The sequence below is a fragment of the Enterobacter cloacae complex sp. P13B genome, assembly GCF_014895915.1.
Taxonomy (GTDB): Bacteria; Pseudomonadota; Gammaproteobacteria; order Enterobacterales; family Enterobacteriaceae; genus Enterobacter; species Enterobacter bugandensis.
In genome coordinates this window covers 168,859-192,861 of sequence record NZ_JADBQN010000005.1, presented here as the reverse complement: position 1 = coordinate 192,861, position 24,003 = coordinate 168,859, and the positions used below count along the sequence as shown (strand labels likewise).

25 protein-coding genes are annotated in these 24,003 nt (G+C 56.0%); 11 read left to right on the top strand and 14 right to left on the bottom strand.

Going from position 1 to position 24,003, the window contains the following annotated elements; genetic code table 11:
- Positions 1-23 precede the first annotated feature (23 nt).
- The 4 genes from secD to IM273_RS02930 all read left to right on the top strand — a co-directional run bounded on the left by secD (position 24) and on the right by IM273_RS02930 (position 4,056).
- Complete coding sequence (gene secD / locus IM273_RS02945) at positions 24-1,871, top strand: protein translocase subunit SecD (RefSeq protein ID WP_072031998.1); 1,848 nt, start codon at positions 24-26, stop codon at positions 1,869-1,871.
- Positions 1,872-1,881: 10 nt separating this feature from the next.
- Complete coding sequence (secF, locus tag IM273_RS02940) at positions 1,882-2,853, top strand: protein translocase subunit SecF (protein ID WP_045259890.1); 972 nt, start codon at positions 1,882-1,884, stop codon at positions 2,851-2,853.
- Positions 2,854-2,995: 142 nt separating this feature from the next.
- Positions 2,996-3,361 carry a VOC family protein gene (locus tag IM273_RS02935; RefSeq protein WP_045259891.1) on the top strand — a complete coding sequence of 122 codons (366 nt, stop codon included), beginning with the start codon at positions 2,996-2,998 and terminating at the stop codon, positions 3,359-3,361.
- Between the two features lie 14 nt (positions 3,362-3,375).
- On the top strand, positions 3,376-4,056 hold the full coding sequence (locus IM273_RS02930; protein WP_049001886.1) for a YafY family protein: 681 nt from the start codon (positions 3,376-3,378) through the stop codon (positions 4,054-4,056).
- A 118-nt stretch (positions 4,057-4,174) separates the two neighbouring features.
- On the opposite strand, the gene IM273_RS02925 is transcribed toward IM273_RS02930, so the two are convergent.
- Together IM273_RS02925 and IM273_RS02920 are read right to left on the bottom strand one after the other, a co-directional pair.
- The gene (locus IM273_RS02925; protein WP_028012146.1) at positions 4,175-5,059 is read right to left on the bottom strand and encodes a nucleoside-specific channel-forming protein Tsx; all 885 of its coding nucleotides are present in this window, start codon (positions 5,057-5,059) and stop codon (positions 4,175-4,177) included.
- A 270-nt stretch (positions 5,060-5,329) separates the two neighbouring features.
- Positions 5,330-5,869, bottom strand: a complete 540-nt coding sequence (locus IM273_RS02920; RefSeq protein ID WP_028012147.1) for a DUF3251 domain-containing protein — start codon at positions 5,867-5,869, stop codon at positions 5,330-5,332.
- A 152-nt stretch (positions 5,870-6,021) separates the two neighbouring features.
- Between IM273_RS02920 and nrdR the strand changes: the two genes are divergently transcribed.
- From nrdR to thiL, 5 genes are all read left to right on the top strand, one after another.
- A complete protein-coding gene (nrdR, locus tag IM273_RS02915; protein WP_008503337.1) occupies positions 6,022-6,471 on the top strand; it encodes a transcriptional regulator NrdR in 450 nt (149 codons plus the stop codon).
- A 4-nt stretch (positions 6,472-6,475) separates the two neighbouring features.
- Complete coding sequence (gene ribD, locus IM273_RS02910; RefSeq protein WP_045259892.1) at positions 6,476-7,579, top strand: bifunctional diaminohydroxyphosphoribosylaminopyrimidine deaminase/5-amino-6-(5-phosphoribosylamino)uracil reductase RibD; 1,104 nt, start codon at positions 6,476-6,478, stop codon at positions 7,577-7,579.
- 87 nt (positions 7,580-7,666) lie between these two features.
- On the top strand, positions 7,667-8,137 hold the full coding sequence (gene ribE / locus IM273_RS02905; protein WP_006176874.1) for a 6,7-dimethyl-8-ribityllumazine synthase: 471 nt from the start codon (positions 7,667-7,669) through the stop codon (positions 8,135-8,137).
- Between the two features lie 21 nt (positions 8,138-8,158).
- Complete coding sequence (gene nusB, locus IM273_RS02900) at positions 8,159-8,578, top strand: transcription antitermination factor NusB (protein ID WP_006809908.1); 420 nt, start codon at positions 8,159-8,161, stop codon at positions 8,576-8,578.
- A 77-nt stretch (positions 8,579-8,655) separates the two neighbouring features.
- Positions 8,656-9,627, top strand: a complete 972-nt coding sequence (gene thiL / locus IM273_RS02895) for a thiamine-phosphate kinase (RefSeq protein ID WP_041911088.1) — start codon at positions 8,656-8,658, stop codon at positions 9,625-9,627.
- Between the two features lie 49 nt (positions 9,628-9,676).
- On the opposite strand, the gene IM273_RS02890 is transcribed toward thiL, so the two are convergent.
- The 4 genes from IM273_RS02890 to xseB all read right to left on the bottom strand — a co-directional run bounded on the left by IM273_RS02890 (position 9,677) and on the right by xseB (position 13,743).
- Positions 9,677-10,651, bottom strand: a complete 975-nt coding sequence (locus tag IM273_RS02890; RefSeq protein WP_126326907.1) for an aldo/keto reductase — start codon at positions 10,649-10,651, stop codon at positions 9,677-9,679.
- Positions 10,652-10,713: 62 nt separating this feature from the next.
- Positions 10,714-12,576 (bottom strand): 1-deoxy-D-xylulose-5-phosphate synthase, encoded by a 1,863-nt coding sequence (gene dxs / locus IM273_RS02885; protein WP_193050708.1) that lies wholly within the window; start codon positions 12,574-12,576, stop codon positions 10,714-10,716.
- Positions 12,577-12,600: 24 nt separating this feature from the next.
- Positions 12,601-13,500, bottom strand: a complete 900-nt coding sequence (ispA, locus tag IM273_RS02880; RefSeq protein ID WP_028012152.1) for a (2E,6E)-farnesyl diphosphate synthase — start codon at positions 13,498-13,500, stop codon at positions 12,601-12,603.
- Positions 13,501-13,743, bottom strand: a complete 243-nt coding sequence (xseB, locus tag IM273_RS02875; protein WP_003859094.1) for an exodeoxyribonuclease VII small subunit — start codon at positions 13,741-13,743, stop codon at positions 13,501-13,503.
- Positions 13,744-13,921: 178 nt separating this feature from the next.
- On the opposite strand from xseB, the gene thiI reads away from it, so the two are divergent.
- Positions 13,922-15,370, top strand: a complete 1,449-nt coding sequence (thiI, locus tag IM273_RS02870; RefSeq protein ID WP_045259896.1) for a tRNA uracil 4-sulfurtransferase ThiI — start codon at positions 13,922-13,924, stop codon at positions 15,368-15,370.
- Positions 15,371-15,457: 87 nt separating this feature from the next.
- Here thiI and yajL read toward each other — a convergent pair whose 3' ends face one another.
- On the bottom strand, positions 15,458-16,051 hold the full coding sequence (gene yajL, locus IM273_RS02865) for a protein deglycase YajL (RefSeq protein WP_028012154.1): 594 nt from the start codon (positions 16,049-16,051) through the stop codon (positions 15,458-15,460).
- Entirely contained in the window at positions 16,014-16,925 is a 912-nt protein-coding gene (gene panE, locus IM273_RS02860; protein ID WP_041911083.1) for a 2-dehydropantoate 2-reductase, read from the bottom strand. The genes yajL and panE overlap by 38 nt, the downstream gene beginning before the upstream one ends.
- A 121-nt stretch (positions 16,926-17,046) precedes the next feature.
- Between panE and IM273_RS02855 the strand changes: the two genes are divergently transcribed.
- Entirely contained in the window at positions 17,047-17,538 is a 492-nt protein-coding gene (locus IM273_RS02855) for a YajQ family cyclic di-GMP-binding protein (protein ID WP_023293165.1), read from the top strand.
- 32 nt (positions 17,539-17,570) lie between these two features.
- On the opposite strand, the gene IM273_RS02850 is transcribed toward IM273_RS02855, so the two are convergent.
- From IM273_RS02850 to cyoA, 6 genes are all read right to left on the bottom strand, one after another.
- Complete coding sequence (locus IM273_RS02850; RefSeq protein ID WP_045259898.1) at positions 17,571-18,932, bottom strand: MFS transporter; 1,362 nt, start codon at positions 18,930-18,932, stop codon at positions 17,571-17,573.
- Positions 18,933-19,080: 148 nt separating this feature from the next.
- Positions 19,081-19,968, bottom strand: a complete 888-nt coding sequence (gene cyoE / locus IM273_RS02845; RefSeq protein WP_003859062.1) for a heme o synthase — start codon at positions 19,966-19,968, stop codon at positions 19,081-19,083.
- Between the two features lie 11 nt (positions 19,969-19,979).
- On the bottom strand, positions 19,980-20,306 hold the full coding sequence (locus IM273_RS02840; protein WP_006176899.1) for a cytochrome o ubiquinol oxidase subunit IV: 327 nt from the start codon (positions 20,304-20,306) through the stop codon (positions 19,980-19,982).
- Complete coding sequence (locus tag IM273_RS02835; protein WP_003859057.1) at positions 20,306-20,920, bottom strand: cytochrome o ubiquinol oxidase subunit III; 615 nt, start codon at positions 20,918-20,920, stop codon at positions 20,306-20,308. The genes IM273_RS02840 and IM273_RS02835 overlap by 1 nt, the downstream gene beginning before the upstream one ends.
- The gene (gene cyoB / locus IM273_RS02830; protein ID WP_028012157.1) at positions 20,910-22,901 is read right to left on the bottom strand and encodes a cytochrome o ubiquinol oxidase subunit I; all 1,992 of its coding nucleotides are present in this window, start codon (positions 22,899-22,901) and stop codon (positions 20,910-20,912) included. Before cyoB ends, IM273_RS02835 begins: the two co-directional genes overlap by 11 nt.
- Before the next feature lie 16 nt (positions 22,902-22,917).
- Positions 22,918-23,865, bottom strand: a complete 948-nt coding sequence (cyoA, locus tag IM273_RS02825) for a cytochrome o ubiquinol oxidase subunit II (protein ID WP_126326911.1) — start codon at positions 23,863-23,865, stop codon at positions 22,918-22,920.
- Positions 23,866-24,003 lie beyond the last annotated feature (138 nt).

The following is a 24,003-nucleotide window of genomic DNA, read 5'->3' as shown; positions in this document are numbered from 1 at the left end:
AACTTTTCCCAAAGGGAACTGCCGTGTTAAACCGTTATCCTTTGTGGAAGTACATCATGCTGGTCGTCGTGATTATCGTCGGCCTGCTGTACGCGCTTCCCAACCTGTATGGTGAGGATCCGGCCGTTCAAATCACTGGCGCGCGCGGTGTCGCCGCCAGTGAGCAAACGCTGATCCAGGTCCAGAAAACGTTACAAGAAGAAAAAATTACCGCTAAGTCTGTGGCTCTGGAAGAGGGTGCAATTCTTGCTCGCTTCGACACCACCGACACGCAGCTCCGCGCTCGCGAAGCGCTGATGGGCGTGCTGGGTGACAAATATGTCGTGGCGCTTAACCTTGCTCCTGCAACCCCTCGCTGGCTGGCTGCGCTGAACGCAGAGCCAATGAAGCTGGGTCTTGACCTGCGTGGCGGCGTTCACTTCCTGATGGAAGTGGATATGGATACCGCGCTCGGCAAGCTGCAGGAACAGAATATCGACAGCCTGCGCAGCGATCTGCGCGACAAAGGCATCCCATACACTACCGTGCGTAAGGAAGATAACTACGGCATGAGCATCACGTTCCGCGACAGCGCGGCGCGCGATCAGGCTGTAGATTACCTGACCCAACGTCACCGTGACCTGGTGATCACCTCTCAGGGCAGCAACCAGCTGCGTGCGGTGATGACCGATGCGCGTCTGAAAGAAGCGCGTGAATATGCCGTTCAGCAGAACATCAACATTCTGCGTAACCGTGTAAACCAGCTGGGTGTGGCTGAGCCGCTGGTACAGCGCCAGGGTGCTGACCGTATCGTGGTTGAACTGCCGGGTATCCAGGATACCGCGCGTGCGAAAGAGATCCTCGGTGCGACCGCGACGCTGGAATTCCGTCTGGTGAACTCCAATGTCGATCAGTCTGCCGCGGCGTCTGGCCGTATTCCGGGTGACTCCGAAGTGAAACAGACCCGCGAAGGTCAGCCGGTTGTGCTGTACAAGCGCGTGATCCTGACCGGTGACCACATCACCGACTCCACTTCAAGCCAGGATGAGTACAACCAGCCGCAGGTTAACATCTCGCTGGATAGCGCGGGTGGTAACATCATGTCTAACTTCACCAAGGACAACATCGGCAAACCGATGGCGACCCTGTTCGTGGAGTACAAAGACAGCGGTAAGAAAGATGCAAACGGTCGTGCGGTGCTGGTGAAAGAGGAAGAGGTGATTAACATCGCCAACATCCAGTCTCGTCTGGGTAACAGCTTCCGTATTACCGGTATTAGTAACCCGAACGAAGCGCGTCAGCTCTCGCTGCTGCTGCGTGCCGGTGCGCTGATTGCGCCAATTCAGATTGTTGAAGAACGTACCATTGGTCCAACCCTGGGTATGCAAAACATCCAGCAGGGTCTGGAAGCGTGTCTGGCCGGTCTGGCGGTCTCTATCCTCTTCATGATCTTCTTCTATAAGAAGTTCGGTCTGATTGCGACCTCCGCGCTGATCGCAAACCTGGTGCTGATCATCGGCATTATGTCCCTGCTGCCGGGGGCGACGCTGACCATGCCGGGTATTGCGGGTATCGTTCTGACCCTTGCGGTGGCGGTCGACGCCAACGTACTGATTAACGAACGTATCAAAGAAGAGTTGAGCAATGGTCGCTCTGTTCAGCAGGCGATTGATGAAGGTTACAAAGGCGCGTTCAGCTCTATCTTCGATGCGAACGTAACAACACTGATTAAGGTTCTTATCCTGTATGCAGTGGGTACTGGCGCGATCAAAGGCTTTGCGATTACAACCGGTATCGGTGTCGCAACGTCAATGTTTACCGCTATTGTCGGCACCCGTGCCATCGTGAACCTGCTGTACGGCGGCAAGCGCGTCAAAAAGCTGTCTATCTGAGGAGTGCGTTGTGGCACAGGAATATACTGTTGAACAATTGAACCACGGCCGTAAAGTCTGGGACTTTATGCGCTGGGACTACTGGGCCTTCGGCATTTCAGGTTTCCTGCTGATTCTGTCCATCGTCATTATGGGCGTGAAAGGCTTTAACTGGGGTCTCGATTTCACCGGTGGTACGGTCATCGAGATCTCCCTGGAAAAACCGGTCGATATGGACCAGATGCGCCTGTCTCTGCAGAAAGCGGGCTTTGAAGAGCCGCTGCTGCAGAACTTCGGCAGCAGCCGCGACATCATGGTGCGTATGCCGCCGGTGCACGATGCCAACGGCAGCCAGGAGCTGGGCAGCAAGGTCGTACAGGTCATTAACGAAACCACCAGCCAGAGCGCGGCGGTGAAGCGTATTGAGTTCGTCGGCCCGAGCGTGGGTGCGGACCTGGCGCAAACCGGCGCCATGGCGCTGCTGGTGGCGCTGATCTCCATCCTGGTGTACGTCGGTTTCCGCTTCGAGTGGCGACTGGCGGCCGGTGTGGTTATCGCCCTGGCGCACGACGTGGTGATCACCATGGGCATACTGTCTCTGTTCCACATTGAGATTGACCTGACCATCGTGGCATCCCTGATGTCCGTAATCGGTTACTCACTGAACGACAGTATCGTGGTATCTGACCGTATCCGTGAAAACTTCCGTAAGATCCGTCGCGGCACGCCGTACGAAATCTTTAACGTGTCGTTGACCCAGACGCTGCATCGTACCTTGATCACCTCCGGTACTACCCTGATGGTGATCCTGATGCTGTTCCTCTTCGGTGGCCCGGTGCTGGAAGGCTTCTCGCTGACCATGCTGATCGGTGTCTCCATCGGTACGGCGTCGTCTATCTACGTGGCGTCCGCCCTGGCACTGAAGCTTGGCATGAAGCGCGAGCACCTGCTCCAGCAGAAGGTCGAGAAAGAAGGGGCGGATCAGCCGTCCATTCTGCCGTAAGGCGACGTTTAGCGCGTTATCGGAATCCCGGTCTGTTGACCGGGATTTTTTTTATCTGCTCCTGACAAACACTCCTGACAGTATGCTGTCAGGAGCCCTGCCGTAGACTCCTTCTGAACCCAAACAACAGGCAGGAGGATGTATGAAAAGCGTAATTAACTGGTTTGAAATTCCGGTTTCGGATATGGATCGCGCCATCAAATTTTATGAGCCGGTGATGCAGCTCGCGCTGCGTCGCGAGAAAATGGACATTGCCGAGCTGGCGGTTTTCCCGCATGAGGATCCCGCCACCGGAGGAGCGCTGGCAAAATTTGACGGCGTTACGCCCTCTTTGCAGGGCGCTATTATTTACCTGCATACTGACAATCTGGCGGCCACGCTCGATCGCATCGCCTCTGCGGGCGGCGAGTGCGTGTTTGGCCCGCTGGAGCTGCCGCATGGTATCGGCACTATCGCACTGTTTACCGACAGCGAGGGTAACCGCGTCGGCCTTCATCAACCTGCCTGAGAGCGAATGACGTTATGACCCGACGCGCTGACCGTTTGTTTCAGATTGTGCAGATCCTGCGGGGCAGGCGTCTGACAACGGCAGCGCATCTGGCGGACCGGCTTGGCGTGTCCGAGCGCACGGTCTACCGCGATATCCGCGACCTGTCGCTTTCCGGCGTGCCGGTGGAAGGCGAGGCGGGAAGCGGATATCGGCTGATGTCGGGTTTTGACCTGCCGCCGCTGATGCTGACAAATAAGGAATCCGAAGCGCTGATGGTCGCGATTCGCCTGCTCAAAACTTGGGGAGGTGAATCGCTGTCGCGCGAGCTGGAGTCGGCCCAGGAGAAGGTGCTGGCTATTCTGCCCGAGGAGAGCCGCAGAAAGGCGGAGCAGACGCGGATCTACGCCCCGGATTTTTGCATGCAAAGCCACTCCCGCAGCGATTTTGACATGATTCACCAGGCGATTTCCGCTCAGCGCGTATTGGCGCTGCATTATCGTGATGAAGCCGGGCTGCTCTCAAAACGTGAGGTACAGCCGCTGGGGTTGTTCTTCTGGGGGGAGCGCTGGCTGCTGGCGGCATGGTGTGAACGGCGCGATGACTACCGCTGTTTCCGGCTCGACCGGTGTCTCAAAGTTGTAATGACGGAGAGGCGGTTCAGTGAGAGTGCGGACAGGTCTTTGGCGGATTTTTTGCGCAAGGTGAAGCAATAAAAAGCCGGGTGGCGAGGTAAAAGCAAAACGGCAACGATGTTGCCGTTTTTTGTGTTTGCGCCCTCTCCCGTGGGAGAGGGAAGGGGTGAGGGCACCAGCCCGCACAATCCCGCACTGATTAGAAGTTGTAACCCACGACCAGGTAACCACCCCAGCCGGTAGAGCGGACGCTAAAGTCGCCGTTACCGAAGTTCAGGCTCGCATCGTCGTTCCACTGGCCACCGTTGTGCCAGTAACGCGCAACAACAGAGTAGTGCCAGTGATCGTAGTTCAGCGCCAGGATGTGGCTGGAGGCGATGGAATCGTTGGTACGCGCTTTCTTGCCGTTCAGGTCACGGAAATCGTCGTCGCCCAGGTCTGAGCCCCAGTCAAAGTTAGTGAAACCGATGTAGCTCAGATTACCGCCCCACAGCTGGGTAATTGGCACGAAGTATTTCACTTTGAAACGGTAGCCGTCCCACTCGTTTTCATTCGCTGCGCCGTAGTTCTGCCACTGGTATTTTGCATACACGTTCAGGGACAGGCTCATTGGCAGGCCGGTGTCAATGTCAGTACCCAGACCCATATACCAGGTGCTCTGACGACCGGACTTATTGCGGCCCATGTCGTAGATGTAGTTGTTCGCGAAGTACCACTCTTTGAACGGACCAAACGCCAGGCTGGTACCGGTCAGTTTGTCGATGGAGAAGCGCGGTTCAATCTCCATGAACAGTGGGGAACCGTGGTTCCAGATACCTTTCGCATCGGTGTTACCACCGAAGAACACAGGCGCATCCATATAGCCGTAGAAATCAAACCAGTCTTTCTTGGCGAACGCTTCATATTCCAGGTAGGTATCGTTGCGGATCTGCGGTCCGAAACGGGTGTGGTAGCTGCCTACCACGTTAACGCTCTGGTGCCACCAGTCGGAGAGGTATTGTGGTTTCTCGTTTTCCGCTGCGTTAACAGTGAAAGAGGAGGACAGTGCCAGAACTGCACCGGCTGCGAGTAATGTTTTTTTCATAATCATGCCACTGATTGAAATTCCCTTCCGGGAGTGAAAAATGCGCGAATTGCGTTTCTAAATATTTCGTGTTTCTGCGGTGCCTATTATAGGAATCCCTGCTCACAAAAATATGTGTTGTTTCACATATCTCTCACACGCGTAATCGATTGCGTTCACGTTTGCGTACTTTAAACGGCCGGGATTGTAGCGGCAATCATTTCTGTTGCCAATCCATACGAAATGTAAATGTTAGCGGAGTGACATTTCACTCCGCTCAAAAGGAAGGGATTACTGCGCGGCAGGTTGGATGTCGTGAATGCGGATAAAGCCTAACTGCTCAGGCGTAAGTCCGCTTAGCTGAAGTGGAATATCCACATCGCTGGGCGCTAACACGCTGGCCGGAGCGGTGAACAGCTGGTTCTTCACGTTCACCTCCTGGTAGCTCTCCGTGGTGCCCTGGATCTGGCCCCACTCTACGGTGCCGCTGAAGGCGGGCAGCGGATCGTTGGACTCACCGTGAATACGTAATGTTGCGCGCGTACCATCCGCATTCGCCGCCACATTCACCAGAGACATCTTCAGCGTGCCAATCTGGCTGTTAAGCAGGGCAGGCGTATTCGCTCCTGGCAGCAGATATACCCCGCTGGTGGATTTGGCGTTCAGCGCGTTTTGCTGGGTGATCTTCACCGTTTCTTTGTTCAGTTTGTCCATCGCCGTGTTGAGCGTATTCACGCTTTGTTTCATCTGGCGGACTTCGGTTTGCTGTGCACAGGCACTAAGGGTGAAGAGGCTCCCCACCAGTAAAATTTTCAGGTAACGTCTTGTCATAGCGTTTATTCCTTGAAATGACGGATCCCCATAATGGTAGCCAGCAACGTACCGCCGGACATAGATCCTTTATCTCAAAAAAGCTCCTCCTTTGTTGTCGGGCCAGATCAGGGTAAAATGAAAATCAGTTAACCAGATAACAGGGATACCGTATGCATTGCCCATTCTGCTCCGCTGTGGATACCAAAGTCATCGACTCTCGCCTTGTGGGCGAAGGGTCTTCTGTGCGCCGTCGTCGGCAGTGTCTGGTGTGCAACGAGCGTTTCACGACCTTTGAGGTTGCAGAGCTGGTAATGCCGCGCGTGGTAAAAAGTAACGACGTGCGCGAGCCGTTTAACGAAGAGAAACTGCGCAGCGGAATGCTGAAGGCCCTCGAAAAACGGCCCGTCAGCGCGGATGATGTCGAAATGGCGTTAAACCACATTAAATCTTACCTGCGTGGCCTGGGCGAGCGTGAAGTGCCGAGCAAAATGATCGGCAACCTGGTGATGGAGCAGCTGAAAAAGCTCGATAAGGTCGCCTATATCCGCTTCGCCTCTGTCTACCGTAGTTTCGAAGATATCAAAGAGTTTGGCGAAGAGATCGCCCGCTTACAGGATTAAGCCCATGCAGGATGAGAAGTACATGGCGCGAGCCATGAAGCTGGCGCAGCGCGGTCGTTTTACCACCCATCCTAACCCCAACGTCGGGTGCGTTATCGTGAAAGATGGCGAGATCGTGGGGGAAGGGTTTCACTATCGCGCAGGCGAGCCGCATGCTGAAGTGCATGCCCTGCGTATGGCGGGGGAGAAAGCGCGAGGCGCGACGGCCTACGTGACGCTGGAGCCATGCAGCCACCACGGACGCACGCCGCCGTGCTGTGAAGCGCTGATTGCGGCAGGGGTTTCGCGCGTGGTCGCCGCTATGCAGGATCCTAACCCGCAGGTGGCGGGCCGCGGACTGTATCGTCTGCAACAGGAAGGGATCGACGTCAGCCACGGCCTGATGATGCAAGATGCGGAAGCCATCAACAAAGGCTTCCTGAAGCGCATGCGCACCGGTTTTCCGTTTATTCAGCTCAAGCTGGGCGCCTCGCTGGACGGGCGTACGGCAATGGCGAACGGTGAAAGCCAGTGGATCACCTCGCCGCAGGCAAGGCGCGATGTGCAACGTCTGCGCGCGCAAAGCCATGCTATCCTCACCAGCAGTGAAACCGTTCTGGCTGACGATCCGGCCATGACCGTGCGCTGGGATGAGCTGAATGCCGATACCCAGGCGCTTTATCCGCAGGAGAACCTGCGCCAGCCGCTGCGTATCATTATTGATAGCCAGAACCGCGTGACCCCGGCGCACCGCATCGTGCAGCAGCCGGGTGAAACCTGGATTGCGCGCACCAAAGAAGATACGCGCGAATGGCCGGAAGGCGTGCGCAGCATTATGGTGCCGGAGCATAACGGACATCTGGATCTCGTGGTGCTGATGATGTTGCTCGGCAAGCAGCAGGTGAACAGCATCTGGGTCGAAGCCGGTCCGACGCTCGCGGGCGCGCTGCTCCAGGCGGGGCTGGTGGATGAACTGCTCGTCTACGTTGCGCCTAAACTGTTAGGTCACGATGCGCGCGGCCTGTTTGTGCTGCCTGGCCTTGAAAAACTGGCCGATGCACCGCAACTCACATTCAGCGAGATTCGTCCGGTGGGTCCGGATGTCTGCCTCCATTTAAAGACAGCGTAATTGCTCCCGAAATAGGGAAGCAGTGCGCAAAGTATTATGATAAAATCCGCCCCCCTGCGGGGCCAAATGAACCCGTAAAGGAAGAGTATGAACATTATTGAAGCTGCTGTAGCTACCCCGGACGCTCGCGTCGCCATCACCATTGCGCGTTTCAACAACTTCATCAACGATAGCCTGCTGGAAGGTGCGATTGACGCCCTGAAACGTATCGGCCAGGTTAAAGATGACAACATTACCGTCGTTTGGGTTCCAGGCGCTTATGAACTGCCACTGGCGGCGGGCGCGCTGGCGAAAACCGGTAAATATGACGCGGTGATTGCGCTGGGTACCGTTATTCGTGGCGGCACTGCGCACTTCGAATACGTTGCGGGCGGTGCAAGCAACGGTCTGGCACACGTTGCGCAGGATGCTGAAATTCCTGTCGCGTTCGGCGTGCTGACCACCGAAAGTATTGAACAAGCCATCGAACGTGCTGGCACCAAAGCCGGTAACAAAGGTGCAGAAGCTGCACTGACCGCGCTTGAAATGATCAATGTATTGAAAGCCATTAAGGCCTGATTTTTTTGTAAGGGGAATTCCGTGAAACCTGCTGCTCGTCGCCGCGCCCGTGAATGTGCCGTCCAGGCACTTTACTCCTGGCAGTTGTCCCAGAACGACATCGCTGATGTTGAATACCAGTTCCTGTCAGAACAGGACGTGAAAGACGTTGACGTTCTGTACTTCCGTGAACTGCTGTCGGGAGTGGCGACTAATAGCGCGTATCTCGATGGCCTGATGAAGCCATACCTGTCCCGTCTGCTCGAAGAGCTGGGCCAGGTGGAAAAAGCAGTGTTGCGTATCGCGCTGTTTGAGCTGTCTAAACGTGATGATGTGCCGTACAAAGTGGCCATCAACGAAGCGATCGAACTGGCGAAAACCTTCGGCGCTGAAGACAGCCACAAGTTCGTTAACGGCGTACTTGATAAAGCCGCACCTGCGATCCGTCCCCACAAAAAGTGATCCGCAAACCGGAGTTCTGCATTGCCTGACGGGCAGTGCGGCTCCGGTTTTTTCTTTTATTTGCTGAGGCATAACGTATGGCATGCGGCGAATTCTCCCTGATTGCCCGTTATTTCGACCGTGTCAGAACCTCTCGTCTTGATGTTGAAACCGGCATTGGCGATGACTGTGCACTTCTCAATATTCCTGAAAAGCAGACGCTGGCAATCAGCACCGACACCTTAGTGTGCGGACGTCATTTCTTACCTGATATCGATCCTGCCGATCTGGCGTATAAAGCGCTGGCGGTCAACGTCAGCGATCTGGCGGCAATGGGCGCCGACCCGGCCTGGCTGACGCTGGCCCTGACGCTGCCGGAGGTGGATGAAGCCTGGCTTGAAGCGTTCAGCGATGCGCTGTTTGAACAGCTGAACTACTACGATATGCAGCTGATTGGCGGCGATACGACTGCCGGGCCGCTGTCGATGACGCTGGCGATCCACGGCTATGTGCCGCTCGGTCGCGCGCTGAAGCGCTCGGGCGCTAAACCGGGCGACTGGATCTACGTGACCGGTACGCCGGGAGACAGCGCGGCAGGGCTGGCGATCCTTCAGGATCGCTTAAACGTGAAGGACGCTGACGATGCGGCGTATCTGGTGAAGCGCCACCTGCGCCCGACACCGCGTATTCTGCACGGTCAGGCGCTGCGCGAGCGGGCCAGTTCGGCTATCGATCTCTCTGACGGTCTCATCTCGGACCTCGGCCATATCCTGAAGGCCAGCGGGGTGGGCGCGCGCGTTGACCTGGATCTGTTCCCGCTGTCGGAGCAACTGCTTCGCCATGTGGAGCCTGAGCAGGCGCTGCGCTGGGCGCTCTCCGGTGGGGAAGACTACGAGCTGTGCTTCACGGTGCCAGAGCTGAACCGTGGAACGCTGGACGTGGCATTGGCCCATCTTGGCGCAAAGTTTACCTGCATCGGTCAGATCATGCCGGAGAGTGAAGGGCTGAAGTTTGTGAAAGACGGTGCGCCCGTTACGCTGGACTGGAAAGGGTACGATCACTTCGGGTAAGTTTGTGCACTCAGTATTGCCGGGTAAGCGTACGCCACCCGGCAAGTGTTTACTTAAACCCCACCACCGGATGCTGCTGATACGGCGTCTCCAGCTCGGCAACCTGCTCCGGCGTCAGCGATAAATCCACCGCGCTTAACAACTCGTCCAGCTGTTCTTCCCGCGATGTACCAATAATCGGTGCGGCGACACCCCGCTTGCCCAGCAGCCACGCCAGCGCCACCTGCGCGCGCGTTGCGCCGATATCGTCGGCGATCCCGGCTAAACGTTCGGCAATCAGCGCATCGCTGGCTTCGGTACCGGAATAAAGATTTTTACCCACTTCATCCGATACCAGCCGCGCCGTGGTTTCTCCCCACGGGCGGGTTAAGCGTCCGCGCGCCAGCGGGCTCCACGGGATCACCGCCACGCCTTCCTGGTAGCAGAGCGGCAACATCTCGCGTTCTTCTTCCCGGTAAATCAGGTTGTAGTGATCCTGCATGGTGACAAAGCGTGCCCAGCCGTGCTGCGCCTGGAGATCGAGCGCCTGAGCAAACTGAGATGCGTGCATTGACGACGCGCCGATATAGCGCGCTTTACCCGCTTTCACGACATCGTTCAGCGCTTCAAGGGTTTCTTCAATTGGCGTGTTGTAATCCCAGCGGTGAATTTGCAGCAGGTCGACGTAATCCATGTTCAGGCGTCTGAGGCTGTCATCAATGGAGCGCAGGATCTGCGCGCGAGAGAGGCCTTCAGCCAGATCGCCTGACGGGTAATACACCTTGGTGGCGACCACAATCTCATCCCGACGGGCAAAATCACGTAGAGCGCGGCCCACAATCTCTTCGCTGCTGCCGTCAGAGTAGCTGTTGGCGGTATCGAAGAAGTTGATGCCGCCGTCTATGGCGCGCTTGATGATAGGGCGGCTGCTCTCTTCCGGCAGCGTCCAGGCGTGATTTCCCCGGTCAGGCTCGCCAAAGGTCATGCAGCCCAGGCAAAGCCGGGACACCTTGAGGTCCGTTTTTCCTAATGTCGTGTATTGCATGGTTCCGCTCCTGCTGTTTAAACAATACGTTTAAGCATAGCAGGAGCGGAAAAGGGGAGGGATCAGGCCAGCCAGCTGCGGATTCTGGCTTCGATACCGGCGGCGTCCAGGCCGATATCGGCGCGCGCCTCGTCCTGAGTGCCTTGCGGGATGAAGTGGTCCGGCAGGCCGAGGTTCAGCACCTGAACCAATTTACGGTTCGCCATCAGTACCTCGTTAACGCCGCTGCCCGCGCCACCCATGATGGCGTTCTCTTCCAGCGTGACCAGCACGTCATGGCTTTCCGCCATGCTCAGAATCAGAGACTCATCGAGCGGCTTCACAAAGCGCATATCCACCAGCGTCGCGTTCAGGGTTTCAGCGACTTTTGCCGCTTCCGGCATCAGCGTACCAAAGTTCAGGATCGCCACTTTTTCGCCGCGACGTTTCACCAGACCTTTACCGATCTCGAGTTTTTCCAGCGGCTGAAGTTCAACGCCAAGGGCATTGCCGCGCGGATAACGTACCGCGCAGGGGCCGTCCTGATAGTGGTAGCCGGTATACAGCATCTGACGACACTCGTTTTCGTCGCTTGGCGTCATGATGACCATGTCCGGGATGCAGCGCAGGAAGGAGAGATCAAACGCCCCCTGGTGCGTCTGGCCGTCGGCCCCCACGATGCCCGCGCGGTCGATAGCAAACAGCACCGGCAGCTTCTGGATGGCAACGTCATGGATCACCTGGTCGTAGGCGCGCTGCAGGAAGGTGGAATAAATCGCCACCACCGGCTTGTAGCCGCCAATCGCCAGGCCCGCCGCGAAGGTGACCGCGTGCTGCTCGGCAATGGCGACGTCAAAATACTGGTCCGGGTATTTTTTGGAGAACTCGACCATGCCGGAGCCTTCACGCATAGCAGGCGTGACCGCCATCAGCTTGTTATCTTTTGCCGCCGTCTCGCACAGCCAGTCGCCAAAGATTTTTGAGTAGCTTGGCATTCCGCCGCTGCTTTTCGGCAGGCAGCCGCTGGTATGGTCGAACTTTGGCACCGCGTGGAAGGTGATCGGATCTTTCTCCGCCGGTTCGTAGCCACGCCCTTTTTTGGTCATGATGTGCAGGAACTGCGGGCCTTTCAGGTCGCGCATGTTTTTAAGCGTGGTCACCAGACCCAGCACATCGTGCCCGTCCACCGGGCCGATATAGTTAAAGCCCAGCTCTTCGAACAGCGTGCCCGGCACGACCATGCCTTTGATGTGCTCTTCGGTACGCTTGAGCAGCTCTTTGATCGGCGGCACGCCGGAGAAAACTTTTTTCCCGCCTTCCCGCAGCGACGAGTAAAGCTTGCCGGAAAGCAGCTGCGCCAGATGGTTGTTCAGCGCGCCGACGTTCTCGGAGATCGACATTTCGTTATCGTTGAGGATAACCAGCATGTCCGGCTTGATATCGCCCGCGTGGTTCATGGCTTCAAAAGCCATCCCGGCGGTGATCGCCCCGTCGCCAATCACGCAGACGGTGCGGCGCTGCTTGTTCTCTTTCTCGGCGGCAACGGCAATACCGATGCCCGCGGAAATGGAGGTAGAGGAGTGGCCGACGCTCAGCACGTCATACTCGCTCTCACCGCGCCACGGGAACGGGTGCAAGCCGCCCTTCTGACGAATGGTGCCAATTTTATCGCGACGTCCGGTCAGAATTTTGTGCGGATAAGCCTGGTGGCCCACGTCCCAGATAAGCTGATCGAACGGCGTGTTATAGACGTAATGCAACGCCACGGTCAGCTCAACCGTGCCAAGCCCGGAGGCGAAGTGGCCGCTGGAGCGGCTAACGCTGTCGAGCAGGTAGCGACGCAGCTCGTCACACAGCTTCGGCAGACTCTCTTTCGGCAACAGACGTAACTCCTGGGTGGAGTCAACTAACGCCAGTGTCGGGTATTTGGCAATATCAAAACTCATCAAAGGCTCATCGAGATATATAGTTTATTTATCACGCTGGATTATATAGTCCGCTAGCGCTTCCAGTGCCGAGGTATCCAGCGATTGCGCGGCCAGCTCATTCAGCGACTGGCGGGCATCGTCAATCAGATCCCGGGCTTTACGTTGGGCTTGCTCAAGACCCAGCAGGGCGGGATAGGTACTTTTGCCAAGCTGCTGATCCGCACCCTGACGTTTACCCAATGTTGCAGTATCGCCCACCACATCCAGAATGTCATCCTGAACCTGGAATGCCAGACCGATACTTTCTGCGTATCTGTCCAGAATCGGCAGGGCTTTGCGCCCTTGCTCACCCGCGCTCAGCGCGCCCAGGCGAACGGCGGAACGAATAAGCGCGCCCGTCTTATGGCGATGAATACGCTCCAGCTGTTCCAGATTAACCTGACGACCTTCCGCTTCAAGATCCAGCGCCTGACCGCCGCACATGCCGGCCACGCCGCTGGCCATTGCCAGTTCGGAGATCATCGCCAGGCGGTCGCGGTCGGCCACTTCCGCCATCGGCGCATCACTGAGAATCGAGAACGCCAGCGTCTGCAAGGCATCGCCCGCCAGAATGGCATTCGCCTCGCCAAACTTAATGTGGCAGGTTGGCTGACCCCGGCGCAGATCGTCGTCGTCCATCGCCGGGAGATCGTCGTGGATCAGCGAGTAGGCATGGATGCACTCCACGGCGGCAGCCGGGGCGTCCAGCGTATTATCGCTGATGCCAAACATGTTGCCCGTGGCATACACCAGGAACGGACGCAGGCGTTTTCCCCCTAAGAGTGCGCCATAGTGCATGGCTTCAACCAGTGGAGTGTTCTGAAAAGGCTGCGGCTCAATAAAACGGCGTAGGGCGTCGTTGGCGCGAACGACGCGCGCCTGAAGCGCGTTGGTAAAATCCATTTACTCGGCGTCCGGTGTGAATGGCGTGGTTTTAGCGTCTTCGCTGTCGGAAAGCAGGATCTGCACACGCTGCTCGGCCTGCTGGAGTTTTACCTGCCCCTGGCGCGCAAGCTGCACACCGCGCTCAAATTCGTTGAGGGCGTCTTCCAGCGGTAAATCGCCGCTCTCGAGGCGGGTAACAATCTGCTCAAGCTCACTCAGCGCAGTTTCAAAACTGGCCGGTGCGTCGTTCTTCTTCGGCATAGTGAATTAACTCTTATATTCTTCGCCCCAACATGGTAACGGACTCGGGGCAATTATCAAATAACGCGAGTGGCGCGATGGTGGTATACTTGCGCGCCTGGATGCAGCCACGGGTGTGGGCTGCTGTATCATTTTCCACTACAAGCCTTTATAAGCTTGCCTAAGAAACATTGCCGCCATGAAGTTTATCATTAAATTGTTCCCTGAAATCACCATCAAAAGCCAATCTGTGCGTTTGCGCTTTATTAAAATTCTCACCGGGAACATTCGTAACGTATTAAAACACTACGACGAAACGCTCGCCGTGGTGCGTCACTGGGACCACGTTGAAGTCCGCGCGAAAGACGAAAGCAAACGCCTTGATATTCGCGACGCGCTGACCCGTATTCCAGGTATTCATCATATTCTGGAAGTGGAAGACGTTCCGTTCAGCGATATGCACGATATCTTCGAAAAGGCGCTGGTACAGTACCGCGACCAGATCGAAGGCAAAACCTTCTGCGTGCGCGTGAAGCGTCGCGGTAAGCACGAGTTCAGCTCGATTGAAGTTGAGCGCTACGTCGGCGGTGGTCTGAACCAGCACGTTGAGACGGCGCGCGTGCGCCTGACTAACCCGGACGTCACCGTTAACCTTGAGATCGAGAACGATCGTCTGCTGCTGGTTAAGGGCCGTTATGAAGGTATTGGCGGTTTCCCGATCGGCACGCAGGAAGATGTGCTGTCGCTGATCTCCGGCGGCTTCGACTCCGGCGTCTCCAGCTATATGCTGATGCGTCGCGGCTGCCGCGTGCACTACTGCTTCTTCAACCTGGGCGGCGCGGCGCATGAGATTGGCGTTCGTCAGGTGGCGCATTACCTGTGGAACCGCTTCGGCAGTTCCCACCGCGTGCGTTTTGTGGCGATCAACTTTGAGCCGGTAGTGGGCGAAATCCTTGAAAAAGTGGATGACGGCCAGATGGGCGTGATCCTCAAACGTATGATGGTGCGCGCGGCGTCCAAAGTCGCCGAGCGCTACGGCGTGCAGGCGCTGGTCACCGGCGAAGCGCTGGGCCAGGTCTCCAGCCAGACGCTGACCAACCTGCGTCTGATCGACAACGTATCAGATACGCTGATCCTGCGTCCGCTGATCTCCCACGATAAAGAGCACATCATCGACCTGGCGCGCGAAATCGGCACCGAAGACTTTGCCCGCACCATGCCGGAATACTGCGGTGTGATCTCTAAAAGCCCGACCGTCAAGGCTGTGAAGGCGAAGATCGAAGCGGAAGAAGAGAACTTCGATTTCAGCATCCTGGAAAGAGTGGTGGCAGAAGCGTCCAACATCGACATCCGCGAGATTGCCCAGCAGACCGAGCAGGAAGTGGTTGAAGTGGAAACCGTGAGCGGTTTCGGTGCGAACGATGCGATTCTGGATATCCGCTCCATCGACGAGCAGGATGACAAGCCGCTGAAGGTTGAAGGCGTAGAGGTGGTTTCTCTGCCGTTCTACAAGCTGAGCACTAAGTTTGGCGACCTCGATCAGAGCAAAACGTATCTGCTGTGGTGTGAGCGCGGGGTGATGAGCCGCCTGCAGGCGCTGTACCTGCGCGAGCAGGGATTCGCGAATGTGAAGGTGTATCGTCCGTAGCGTGCGGCCTGGTGCCCTCACATTAAAAACGGCAACCAAAGGTTGCCGTTTTGCTTTTACCTCGCGCCACCCGGCTTTTTTTATGCACTACTCTTCATAGTAATTATAAATCCCCGCCGGCATCACCAGCGACGACGCCACTTCGTAGGCCTTCTCCCGCCCGACCAGCAGATCAATAATCTTTAAGCCAAAATCAATCGCGGTGCCGGGCCCCTGGCTGGTCAGCAGGTTGACGCGCGGATCCCAGACGACGCGTTTATCCACCCAATGCTCTTCCGGGATCGTATCCTTAAGCCCCGGGAAGCCAGTCATATTGCCGATGGGGAAGATATCGTGCGGAATCAGAACTGTTCCAGCGGCGGCACAGATTGCCGCGACGATGCGGCCGGACAGATGAAACTGACGCACGGTTTCAACCAGCAGCGGGCTGTCGCGGAAACATTCCGCGCCTTTTAAGCCGCCGGGCAGGACGATGATGTCGTAATCGCCGTCAGCAACCTGGACAAGCGGTGCGTCTGCCAGGATTTTCACCCCTCGTGAACAGGTGATTGCCAGATTGCCGTCGCTGGCTACGCTGGCGGTTGTTACCTTAATGCCGCCACGTACCATTAAATCAATGGTGGTGACCGCTTCCATCTCTTCGCTACCAGGAGCGAGGCAAATCAGTGCCGACGCGCTCATATTCACTCTCCTTACGTTTAACCAGGTCATACAGACGGGCGTTTTCCGGCACGGCGATGCCGTGCGAGCGGGCGCGCTTTAGCAGATAGCCGGTAATGTAATCTATCTCTGTATGGCGTAATGCCCGAACGTCCTGCAGCATCGAGGAGATGTTCTCAGCCGTACTCTCAATAACCTGCTCGACATAACAGCGTAAATCCTCTGCTGAGGTGTGCAGGCCTTCTCGCTCAATGACCGACGCGACTTCTGCACACAGGGATGCCACCTCCTGCGGATGGTTTTTCAGCTCCCCGTTCGGGCAGTTCCACAGCGCCGTCAGCGGATTGATCACGCAGTTTACGGCCAGCTTGCGCCACAGCTGAGGGCGGATGTTGTTGTGCCAGGCGACGTCCGGCAAGACCTTTTGCAGAACATCGGCCAGATAGCTGTAGTCGCCATCCTGTGTTCTGGCCGGGCCGATGTGCGTCACGCCGCTGGCGACATGCACGATAATAGTCCCGTCGCGACGCGCAGCGTGGGTGGTGGTCGCCATTAGCAGAGGCTGCGGGACGCTTTTCAGCTCATCAAGGGTTCCCATACCGTTATGCAGCAGCAGAATGGGGGACGTGGGGGGGAGCTGCGCGGCCAGAGTCTTAACCGCATCTGAGACCTGCCACGCCTTGAGCGTCACCAGCAACAGGTCGCTTTGCGCCAGGAAATCAGGATCGTTCGCGGTGAGGGATTCGTTAAAAATGCTTCCGTCTTCACCAATCAGGTTAACACTGCAATAGGGCTGGGGCACGCGCAGCCAGCCTTGAACCTCATGTCCGTGCTTGCACAGCGCGGTCAGCCACAGCTGGCCGAGCGCTCCGCATCCGAGCACCGTAATTTTCATTGTTCCTCCTCACCTGCAACTGCGCCAGGTGTTACAGCTTAATTATACAGCTAAGCTTCTGTTGAGTTATGCCTCGTAGCGGGTATTATGCAACGCAACAAAAGTGAAGGGAGAAGAAAAGATGCCATCTTTCGATATTGTTTCCGAAGTTGATATCCAGGAAGTTCGCAACGGCGTTGAGAACGCAACCCGCGAAGTTGAGTCACGTTTCGATTTTCGCGGCGTTGAGGCGTCGTTTGAGCTGAACGACGCAAATAAGACCATTAAGGTGCTGAGCGAGTCTGATTTCCAGGTGAATCAGCTGCTCGACATTCTGCGCGCCAAGCTGTTAAAACGTGGCATCGAAGGAACGTCTCTGGACGTGCCGGACGAGTTTGTCCACAGCGGTAAGAACTGGTTTGTAGAAGCCAAACTGAAGCAGGGCATCGAGAGCGCGGTGCAGAAGAAGATCGTTAAGCTTATTAAAGACAGCAAGCTGAAGGTGCAGGCGCAGATCCAGGGCGAAGAAATTCGCGTGACCGGTAAATCTCGCGATGACCTCCAGTCCGTGATGGCGCTGGTGCGCGGCGGGGATTTGGGTCAACCTTTCCAGTTTAAAAACTTCCGCGATTAAGACAAAAAAGCCCGGTTCAACCGGGCTTTTTTTCAGGCCTTCAGCGCCTGCTCCACCTCAAAGCGGTTCGTCACTTTGCTGTCAATTTTGACATAAGCGCTGCGCTCTTCGGGGACAATCAGCACCTCTGTGACCCCTTCTTTTCCTTCCAGACGCTGCTTCAGCGCGTCGCTAATCTCCACGTCATCCGGGATTTCTACCCGCAGGCTGCTCACGTAGCGTGGCTCTTTCATGGTGCTGGCAACCAGCAGCCAGACTGTTGCCAGCAGCGCGCCCGCGAGAAACACGGTTTGTGAATCAAACAGGCCGTCGACCCAGCCGCCAAGCGAGCCGCCGATCGCCACGCCGAGGAACTGGCTGGTGGAGTAAATGCCCATTGCCGTGCCTTTGTAACCGGCGGGGGACTCTTTGCTGATCAGCGACGGCAGCAGCGCTTCCATCAGATTAAACGCCAGGAAGAACAACTGCACGCCTGCGATCAGCTCCCAGAAGTGCGGGCCGGCACCCCACAGCACGATCTCGGCAATCAGCAGTAACGCCACGCAGCCCACGAAGACGCGCTTCATTTTGCGCTTCACTTCGGCGTAGATGATGAACGGCACGACAGAGACAAACGAAATCAGCATCGTGACCAGATAAATTTTCCAGTGCTCGGCCGCCGGGAAACCTGCTGCGGCAAGCTGGCCGGGCAGGGCGACGAAGGTGGACATCAGCAGAATATGCAGGCACATAATGCCGAAGTTAAGTTTCAGCAGACGCGGCTCGGCGATGACTTTGCTAAAGCAGCCTTTAACCATCCCGGATTCACGGTTAAGGACGTGATTTTTACTGTCTGGCACAACCCACAGGGTGAGTGCGATCCCGATAGTCGCCAGCACCGCAATCATCCAGAACAGGGCATGCAGACCCAGTTTGTGCGTAATGATGGGACCGAGCACCATCGCAATCGCAAACGTTACGCCAAAGCTCACGCCGATGAACGCCATCGCTTTGGTGCGGTTTTGCTCGCGGGTTAAATCTGACAGCAGCGCCATCACCGCGGCGGCAATCGCACCGGAGCCCTGCAGGGCGCGGCCCAAAATAATGCCCCAGATGGAGTGGGAGAGGGCGGCAATAACGCTCCCGAGCACAAAGACCAGCAGCCCGCCGACAATCAGCGGCTTGCGGCCCACCCGATCAGAGAGCAGGCCAAAGGGGATCTGGAACACCGCCTGCGCCAGACCGTAGATACCGATCGCCAGACCAATCAGCGCTTCGCTGGCACCCTGTAACGCCATGCCGTACGTGGTCAGAACGGGCAGGACCATAAACATGCCAAGCATCCGCAGCGAGAAAACAGTCCCTAAACCCCAGGTCGCACGCAGCTCGCCCGGCGTCATTTTATAATCGTTCATTACCACCTCAGTTCAAAAGCAGGCCATAGTGTAGTGCGGGGAAGGGGCGGGGTAAATAAAGGCTTATTTAACAAATATTACATGCGCAATTAATAGATTTCGTGAATAAAAAAGGGTGCCGAAGCACCCTTTTCATCATCACATAAACTTACCAGACGTAAGTCAGCAGGTTTTGCGAGTCCGGCACCATGAAGTCTACGGACATCATCACGGACAGGGAGGTGATGGCGACAATCGAGAACACAAACAGCTTGCGTGCCCAGACTTTGTCATCTTCCACCTTGTAGCCGCGCAAGGCCATGCCGAGCCACCAGACGCTCACCGCGGCTGCTACCACCAGATATTTATATCCGGCGTAACCGCCCAGAGAAAGCATCAGCGTTGCCACGGCAAAAGCGATGATGTAGAGCGTGATGTGGTTCTTGGCAACTGAAATGCCCTTCACGACCGGCAGAACCGGAATGTTCGCCGCCTGATAATCCTTGAAGCGGAAAATCGCGATGGCATAGGAGTGCGGCATCTGCCACAGGCTAAAGATAGCCAGCAGGATGAGCGCACCGCTGTCGAACTCGTTCGTGACGGCGCAGTAGCCAATCACCGGCGGCGCAGCGCCGGAGAGAGAACCAATCAGCGTGCCGTAGACGGAGTGACGCTTCATATACAGGCTGTAGACGCCTACATACACCACAAACCCCATCACCCCCAGCCAGCAGGCCAGCGGGTTAGCACCAAACCACAGCAGCATAAAGCCAGCAATACCCAGCAAGGTGGCGTACACCAGCGAGACGGAAGGGGCAATCAGGCCTTTAACCAGCACCCGATTCTTGGTCCTTTCCATCTTCTTGTCGATATCCATGTCGATGTAGTTGTTAAATACACAACCGGACGCAACCACCAGTGACACACCGACCAGCGTGTAAATAAAGAGGGTGTAATCAATGCTGCCTTTAGAGGCCAGCAGGAACCCTCCGATTACGGAGATCAGGTTGCCAAAGATGATGCCTGGTTTCGTGACTTGCAGGTATTGCTTAAACATACTCGCCGCTCTTAGTGAACCATCATGTTGTAGTTGAGGTTCCACATAATCCAGATGGAACCGACTACCAGGATAGCGATGATAATCACGGTAAAGATAAAGGCAGTCATATTCCAGCCTTCATCGGACTTGGTGTTCATGTGCAGGAAGCAAACCAGATGCACCAGAATCTGAATCACCGCGGTCACCAGGATTGCTCCCAGGATAACCGGCTTGGACGCAGAACCGCTCATCACCATCCAGAACGGGATCACCGTCAGGATGATCGACAGGATAAAACCTGTCATGTAGGTTTTTACGCTGCCGTGGGAAGCGCCATGATCGTTAGAATGACTCATTACATCGCCCCCATCAGATAGACAACAGAGAACACGCAGATCCATACCACGTCCAGGAAGTGCCAGAACAGGCTCAGGCACATGATACGGGTACGGTTAGTGCTGGTCAGGCCGCGGCGGGAGATCTGGAACATCAGTACTGCCATCCAGATCAGACCCGAGGTCACGTGCAGACCGTGGGTACCCACCAGCGCGAAGAACGCGGACAGGAAGCCACTGCGATCCGGACCGAAGCCTTCCATAATCAGGTGGTGGAATTCATAGATTTCCATCCCGATAAAGCCAGCACCAAACAGCCAGGTCAACGCCAGCCAGGAGACAACCTGGCTCTTGTTGTTTTTGTACATGGCGATAGCCGCCATGCCGTAGGTGATGGAGCTGAATAACAGCAGTGCGGTTTCAACCAGAACGAACGGCAGTTCAAAGATGTCCTTGCCGGTCGGGCCGCCCGCTGTGCCGTTCACCAGAACGGCATAGGTCGCGAACAGACAGCAGAACAGAATGCAGTCGCTCATCAGGTAGATCCAGAAACCGAAGACTTTGGTCGGTCCTGTATCATGGTGCGCATGTTCATGCGCGTGGGCAGTTGAGTGCGCCAGAGTATCAGTTGCCATTTTTCAGCCCCGCTTTAGAAATCTCGTCGAAATGCTGATTTTCCAGCTTTTCAACTTCACGGACTGGTACGTAGTAGTCCACGTCCTCGTCAAAGCTCTTCACAATCCAGCTGATTACGATGCCAGCGAAGCCAACAATCGCCATCCACCAGATGTGCCAGATCATTGCGAAACCAAATACCGTTGCGAAAGCGGCAATCACGATGCCCGCAGCGCTGTTTTTCGGCATATGGATCTCTTCGTAATGCTCAGGTTGCTTGTACGCTTCACCTTTTTCTTTCATTTCCCAGAATGCGTCACGCTCGTGAATGTGCGGCACTACGGCAAAGTTATAGAACGGTGGTGGAGAAGAGGTTGCCCACTCCAGCGTACGGCCACCCCATGGGTCACCGGTCAGGTCGCGGTTCAGGTTACGGTCGCGGATGGACACGTAGTACTGAATCAGCTGGCACAGAATACCGCAGGCAATCAGCGCTGCACCGCCCGCTGCAACCATCAGCATTGGGTGGAACTGCGGATCGATCTGCTGGCTCAGACGACGGGTCATACCCATGAAGCCCAGCACGTACAGCGGCATAAACGCCACGAAGAAGCCAATGATCCAGAACCAGAACGCGCGTTTACCCCAGGTTTCGTTCAGCGTGAAGCCAAACGCCTTAGGCCACCAGTAAGTCACACCTGCGAAGCAGCCGAAGACCACGCCGCCGATGATAACGTTATGGAAGTGCGCAATCAGGAACAGGCTGTTGTGCAGAACGAAGTCAGCACCTGGCACCGCCAGCAGTACGCCGGTCATCCCACCTACGGAGAAGGTCACGATGAAGCCGATGGTCCACAGCATTGCTGAGTGGAACACGATACGGCCCTGGTACATGGTGAACAGCCAGTTGAAGATCTTCACCCCGGTCGGGATGGCGATAATCATGGTGGTGATACCGAAGAAGGCGTTTACGTTCGCGCCCGCACCCATGGTAAAGAAGTGGTGCAGCCAAACGATGAACGACAGAACGGTAATACACACGGTTGCCCACACCAGAGAGGTGTAACCAAACAGACGCTTACGCGAGAAGGTTGCCGCGATTTCGGAGAACACACCGAAGACAGGCAGAACCAGAATGTACACTTCCGGGTGACCCCAGGCCCAAATCAGGTTGATGTACATCATCATGTTGCCACCCATATCATTCGTGAAGAAATGGGTGCCCAGGTAGCGGTCCAGGGTCAGCAGCGCGATGGTGACGGTCAGAATTGGGAACGACGCGATAATCAGTACGTTGGCGCACAGAGATGCCCAGGTAAATACTGGCATCTTGAACATCGTCATACCTGGTGCACGCATCTTCAGGATGGTCACGAAGAAGTTGATACCGGTCAGGGTGGTACCGACACCGGAGAGCTGAAGCGCCCAAATCCAGTAGTCAACGCCTACACCCGGACTGTACTCAATTCCCGAAAGCGGCGGGTAAGCCAGCCAGCCGGTCTGTGCGAATTCGCCCACGCCCAGTGACAGGTTAACCAGGATAACGCCGACAACCGTGAACCAGAAGCTCAGGTTGTTCAGGAACGGGAACGCTACGTCGCGCGCGCCGATTTGCAGCGGAACGACAACGTTCATCAGACCGATTACCAGCGGCATCGCCACGAAGAAGATCATGATAACGCCGTGGGCGGTAAAGATCTGATCGTAGTGGTGCGGTGGCAGGAAGCCGGCTTCGCCCGCAGACGCGAGTGCCTGCTGGCTACGCATCATGATTGCATCCGCAAAGCCACGAATTAACATGACGATACCGACGATGCAGTACATGATACCGAGTTTTTTGTGGTCAACCGAAGTCAGCCACTCATTCCACAGGTAGCTCCACTTACCGAAGTAAGTGATCAGGCCAACTAAGGCCGCGCCACCAATGATAATTGCAGCCACCGTAACCATGATAATCGGTTCATGGTAGGGCACTGCATCCAGTGTCAATTTTCCGAACATTTTCTTCCTCGGCCCCTTAGTGAGCGGTTTCCGCGTGGCTCATGTCCATGCCTTCCATACCTTCGTGCTCGCTGTGCTCGCCTTCTGGCTGGGTCATGTCCATGCTCTTGCCGTGATCCATAAATTTGCCAATAACGTCTTTGAACAAATCTGGTTTCACGTTAGAGAAGTACTCCACCTTGTTGTATTCGCTAGGTGCAGCCACTTTTTCGAACGCCGCCATGTCAGACATGGTGTTTGGAGACTGCTTCGCTTTTTCAACCCACTGGTCGAAAGCGGCTCGGTCCGGCGTCGCAATAGCTTTGAACTTCATACCTGAGAAGCCCGGGCCGCTATAGCTGGCGGAGATACCATCGTAGGTGCCTGCTTCATTCGCGATCAGATGCAGGTTCGTCTGCATACCGGCCATCGCGTAAATCTGGCTACCCAGACGCGGGATGAAGAAGGAGTTCATTACGGAGTTGGAGGTCACTTTGAACTGAACCGGAGTGTTCGCCGGGAAGGCGATTTCATTCACGGTAGCAATGCCCTGCTCTGGATAGATGAAGAACCATTTCCAGTCCATGGAGACCACTTCAATGGTAATAGGTTTTTCATCGTGAACCAGCGGCTTGCTTGGCTCAAGTGCGTGAGTGGTTTTCCAGGTCAGTACGGCAAGGAACAGGATGATCAGGATAGGTACCGTCCAGACCACAGCTTCAACTTTGTTGGAGTGTGACCAGTTCGGGCTATACTTCGCATCTTTATTGCTCGCACGATACTTCCAGGCGAAACCAACAGCCATCAAAATGGCAGGAATAACCACAATCAACATCAGGCCAAAAGCCGTCAATATCAGTGAACGTTGTTCCAGTCCAATCTGTCCTTTGGGGTCTAGTAGTGCAGAATCACAGCCACTGAGTAATACAGTACCTGCGAATAATGACAACCATCCCAAACTTTTATTGTATTTCCTGAGTCTCATTTAACGACCTCAATTCCACGGGAGTCTGGTGGCGTTTAAAGTGTGCGGGCATTTTACGGGAAGGTTACATTACTGTAAACATCATTAGGCCTGTGTCAGGAAGGTGTTACCGGGTTCTGCCGCACGTGTCACAAGTGT

Coding starts and splice junctions, on each gene's coding strand:
- IM273_RS02935 (WP_045259891.1), top strand. CDS start 2,996: ATGAAAAGCGTAATTAACTGGTTTGAAATTCCGGTTTCGGATATGGAT.
- IM273_RS02930 (WP_049001886.1), top strand. CDS start 3,376: ATGACCCGACGCGCTGACCGTTTGTTTCAGATTGTGCAGATCCTGCGG.
- IM273_RS02925 (WP_028012146.1), bottom strand. CDS start 5,059: ATGAAAAAAACATTACTCGCAGCCGGTGCAGTTCTGGCACTGTCCTCC.
- IM273_RS02920 (WP_028012147.1), bottom strand. CDS start 5,869: ATGACAAGACGTTACCTGAAAATTTTACTGGTGGGGAGCCTCTTCACC.
- nrdR (WP_008503337.1), top strand. CDS start 6,022: ATGCATTGCCCATTCTGCTCCGCTGTGGATACCAAAGTCATCGACTCT.
- ribD (WP_045259892.1), top strand. CDS start 6,476: ATGCAGGATGAGAAGTACATGGCGCGAGCCATGAAGCTGGCGCAGCGC.
- ribE (WP_006176874.1), top strand. CDS start 7,667: ATGAACATTATTGAAGCTGCTGTAGCTACCCCGGACGCTCGCGTCGCC.
- thiL (WP_041911088.1), top strand. CDS start 8,656: ATGGCATGCGGCGAATTCTCCCTGATTGCCCGTTATTTCGACCGTGTC.
- IM273_RS02890 (WP_126326907.1), bottom strand. CDS start 10,651: ATGCAATACACGACATTAGGAAAAACGGACCTCAAGGTGTCCCGGCTT.
- dxs (WP_193050708.1), bottom strand. CDS start 12,576: ATGAGTTTTGATATTGCCAAATACCCGACACTGGCGTTAGTTGACTCC.
- ispA (WP_028012152.1), bottom strand. CDS start 13,500: ATGGATTTTACCAACGCGCTTCAGGCGCGCGTCGTTCGCGCCAACGAC.
- xseB (WP_003859094.1), bottom strand. CDS start 13,743: ATGCCGAAGAAGAACGACGCACCGGCCAGTTTTGAAACTGCGCTGAGT.
- thiI (WP_045259896.1), top strand. CDS start 13,922: ATGAAGTTTATCATTAAATTGTTCCCTGAAATCACCATCAAAAGCCAA.
- yajL (WP_028012154.1), bottom strand. CDS start 16,051: ATGAGCGCGTCGGCACTGATTTGCCTCGCTCCTGGTAGCGAAGAGATG.
- panE (WP_041911083.1), bottom strand. CDS start 16,925: ATGAAAATTACGGTGCTCGGATGCGGAGCGCTCGGCCAGCTGTGGCTG.
- IM273_RS02855 (WP_023293165.1), top strand. CDS start 17,047: ATGCCATCTTTCGATATTGTTTCCGAAGTTGATATCCAGGAAGTTCGC.
- IM273_RS02850 (WP_045259898.1), bottom strand. CDS start 18,932: ATGAACGATTATAAAATGACGCCGGGCGAGCTGCGTGCGACCTGGGGT.
- cyoE (WP_003859062.1), bottom strand. CDS start 19,968: ATGTTTAAGCAATACCTGCAAGTCACGAAACCAGGCATCATCTTTGGC.
- IM273_RS02840 (WP_006176899.1), bottom strand. CDS start 20,306: ATGAGTCATTCTAACGATCATGGCGCTTCCCACGGCAGCGTAAAAACC.
- IM273_RS02835 (WP_003859057.1), bottom strand. CDS start 20,920: ATGGCAACTGATACTCTGGCGCACTCAACTGCCCACGCGCATGAACAT.
- cyoB (WP_028012157.1), bottom strand. CDS start 22,901: ATGTTCGGAAAATTGACACTGGATGCAGTGCCCTACCATGAACCGATT.
- cyoA (WP_126326911.1), bottom strand. CDS start 23,865: ATGAGACTCAGGAAATACAATAAAAGTTTGGGATGGTTGTCATTATTC.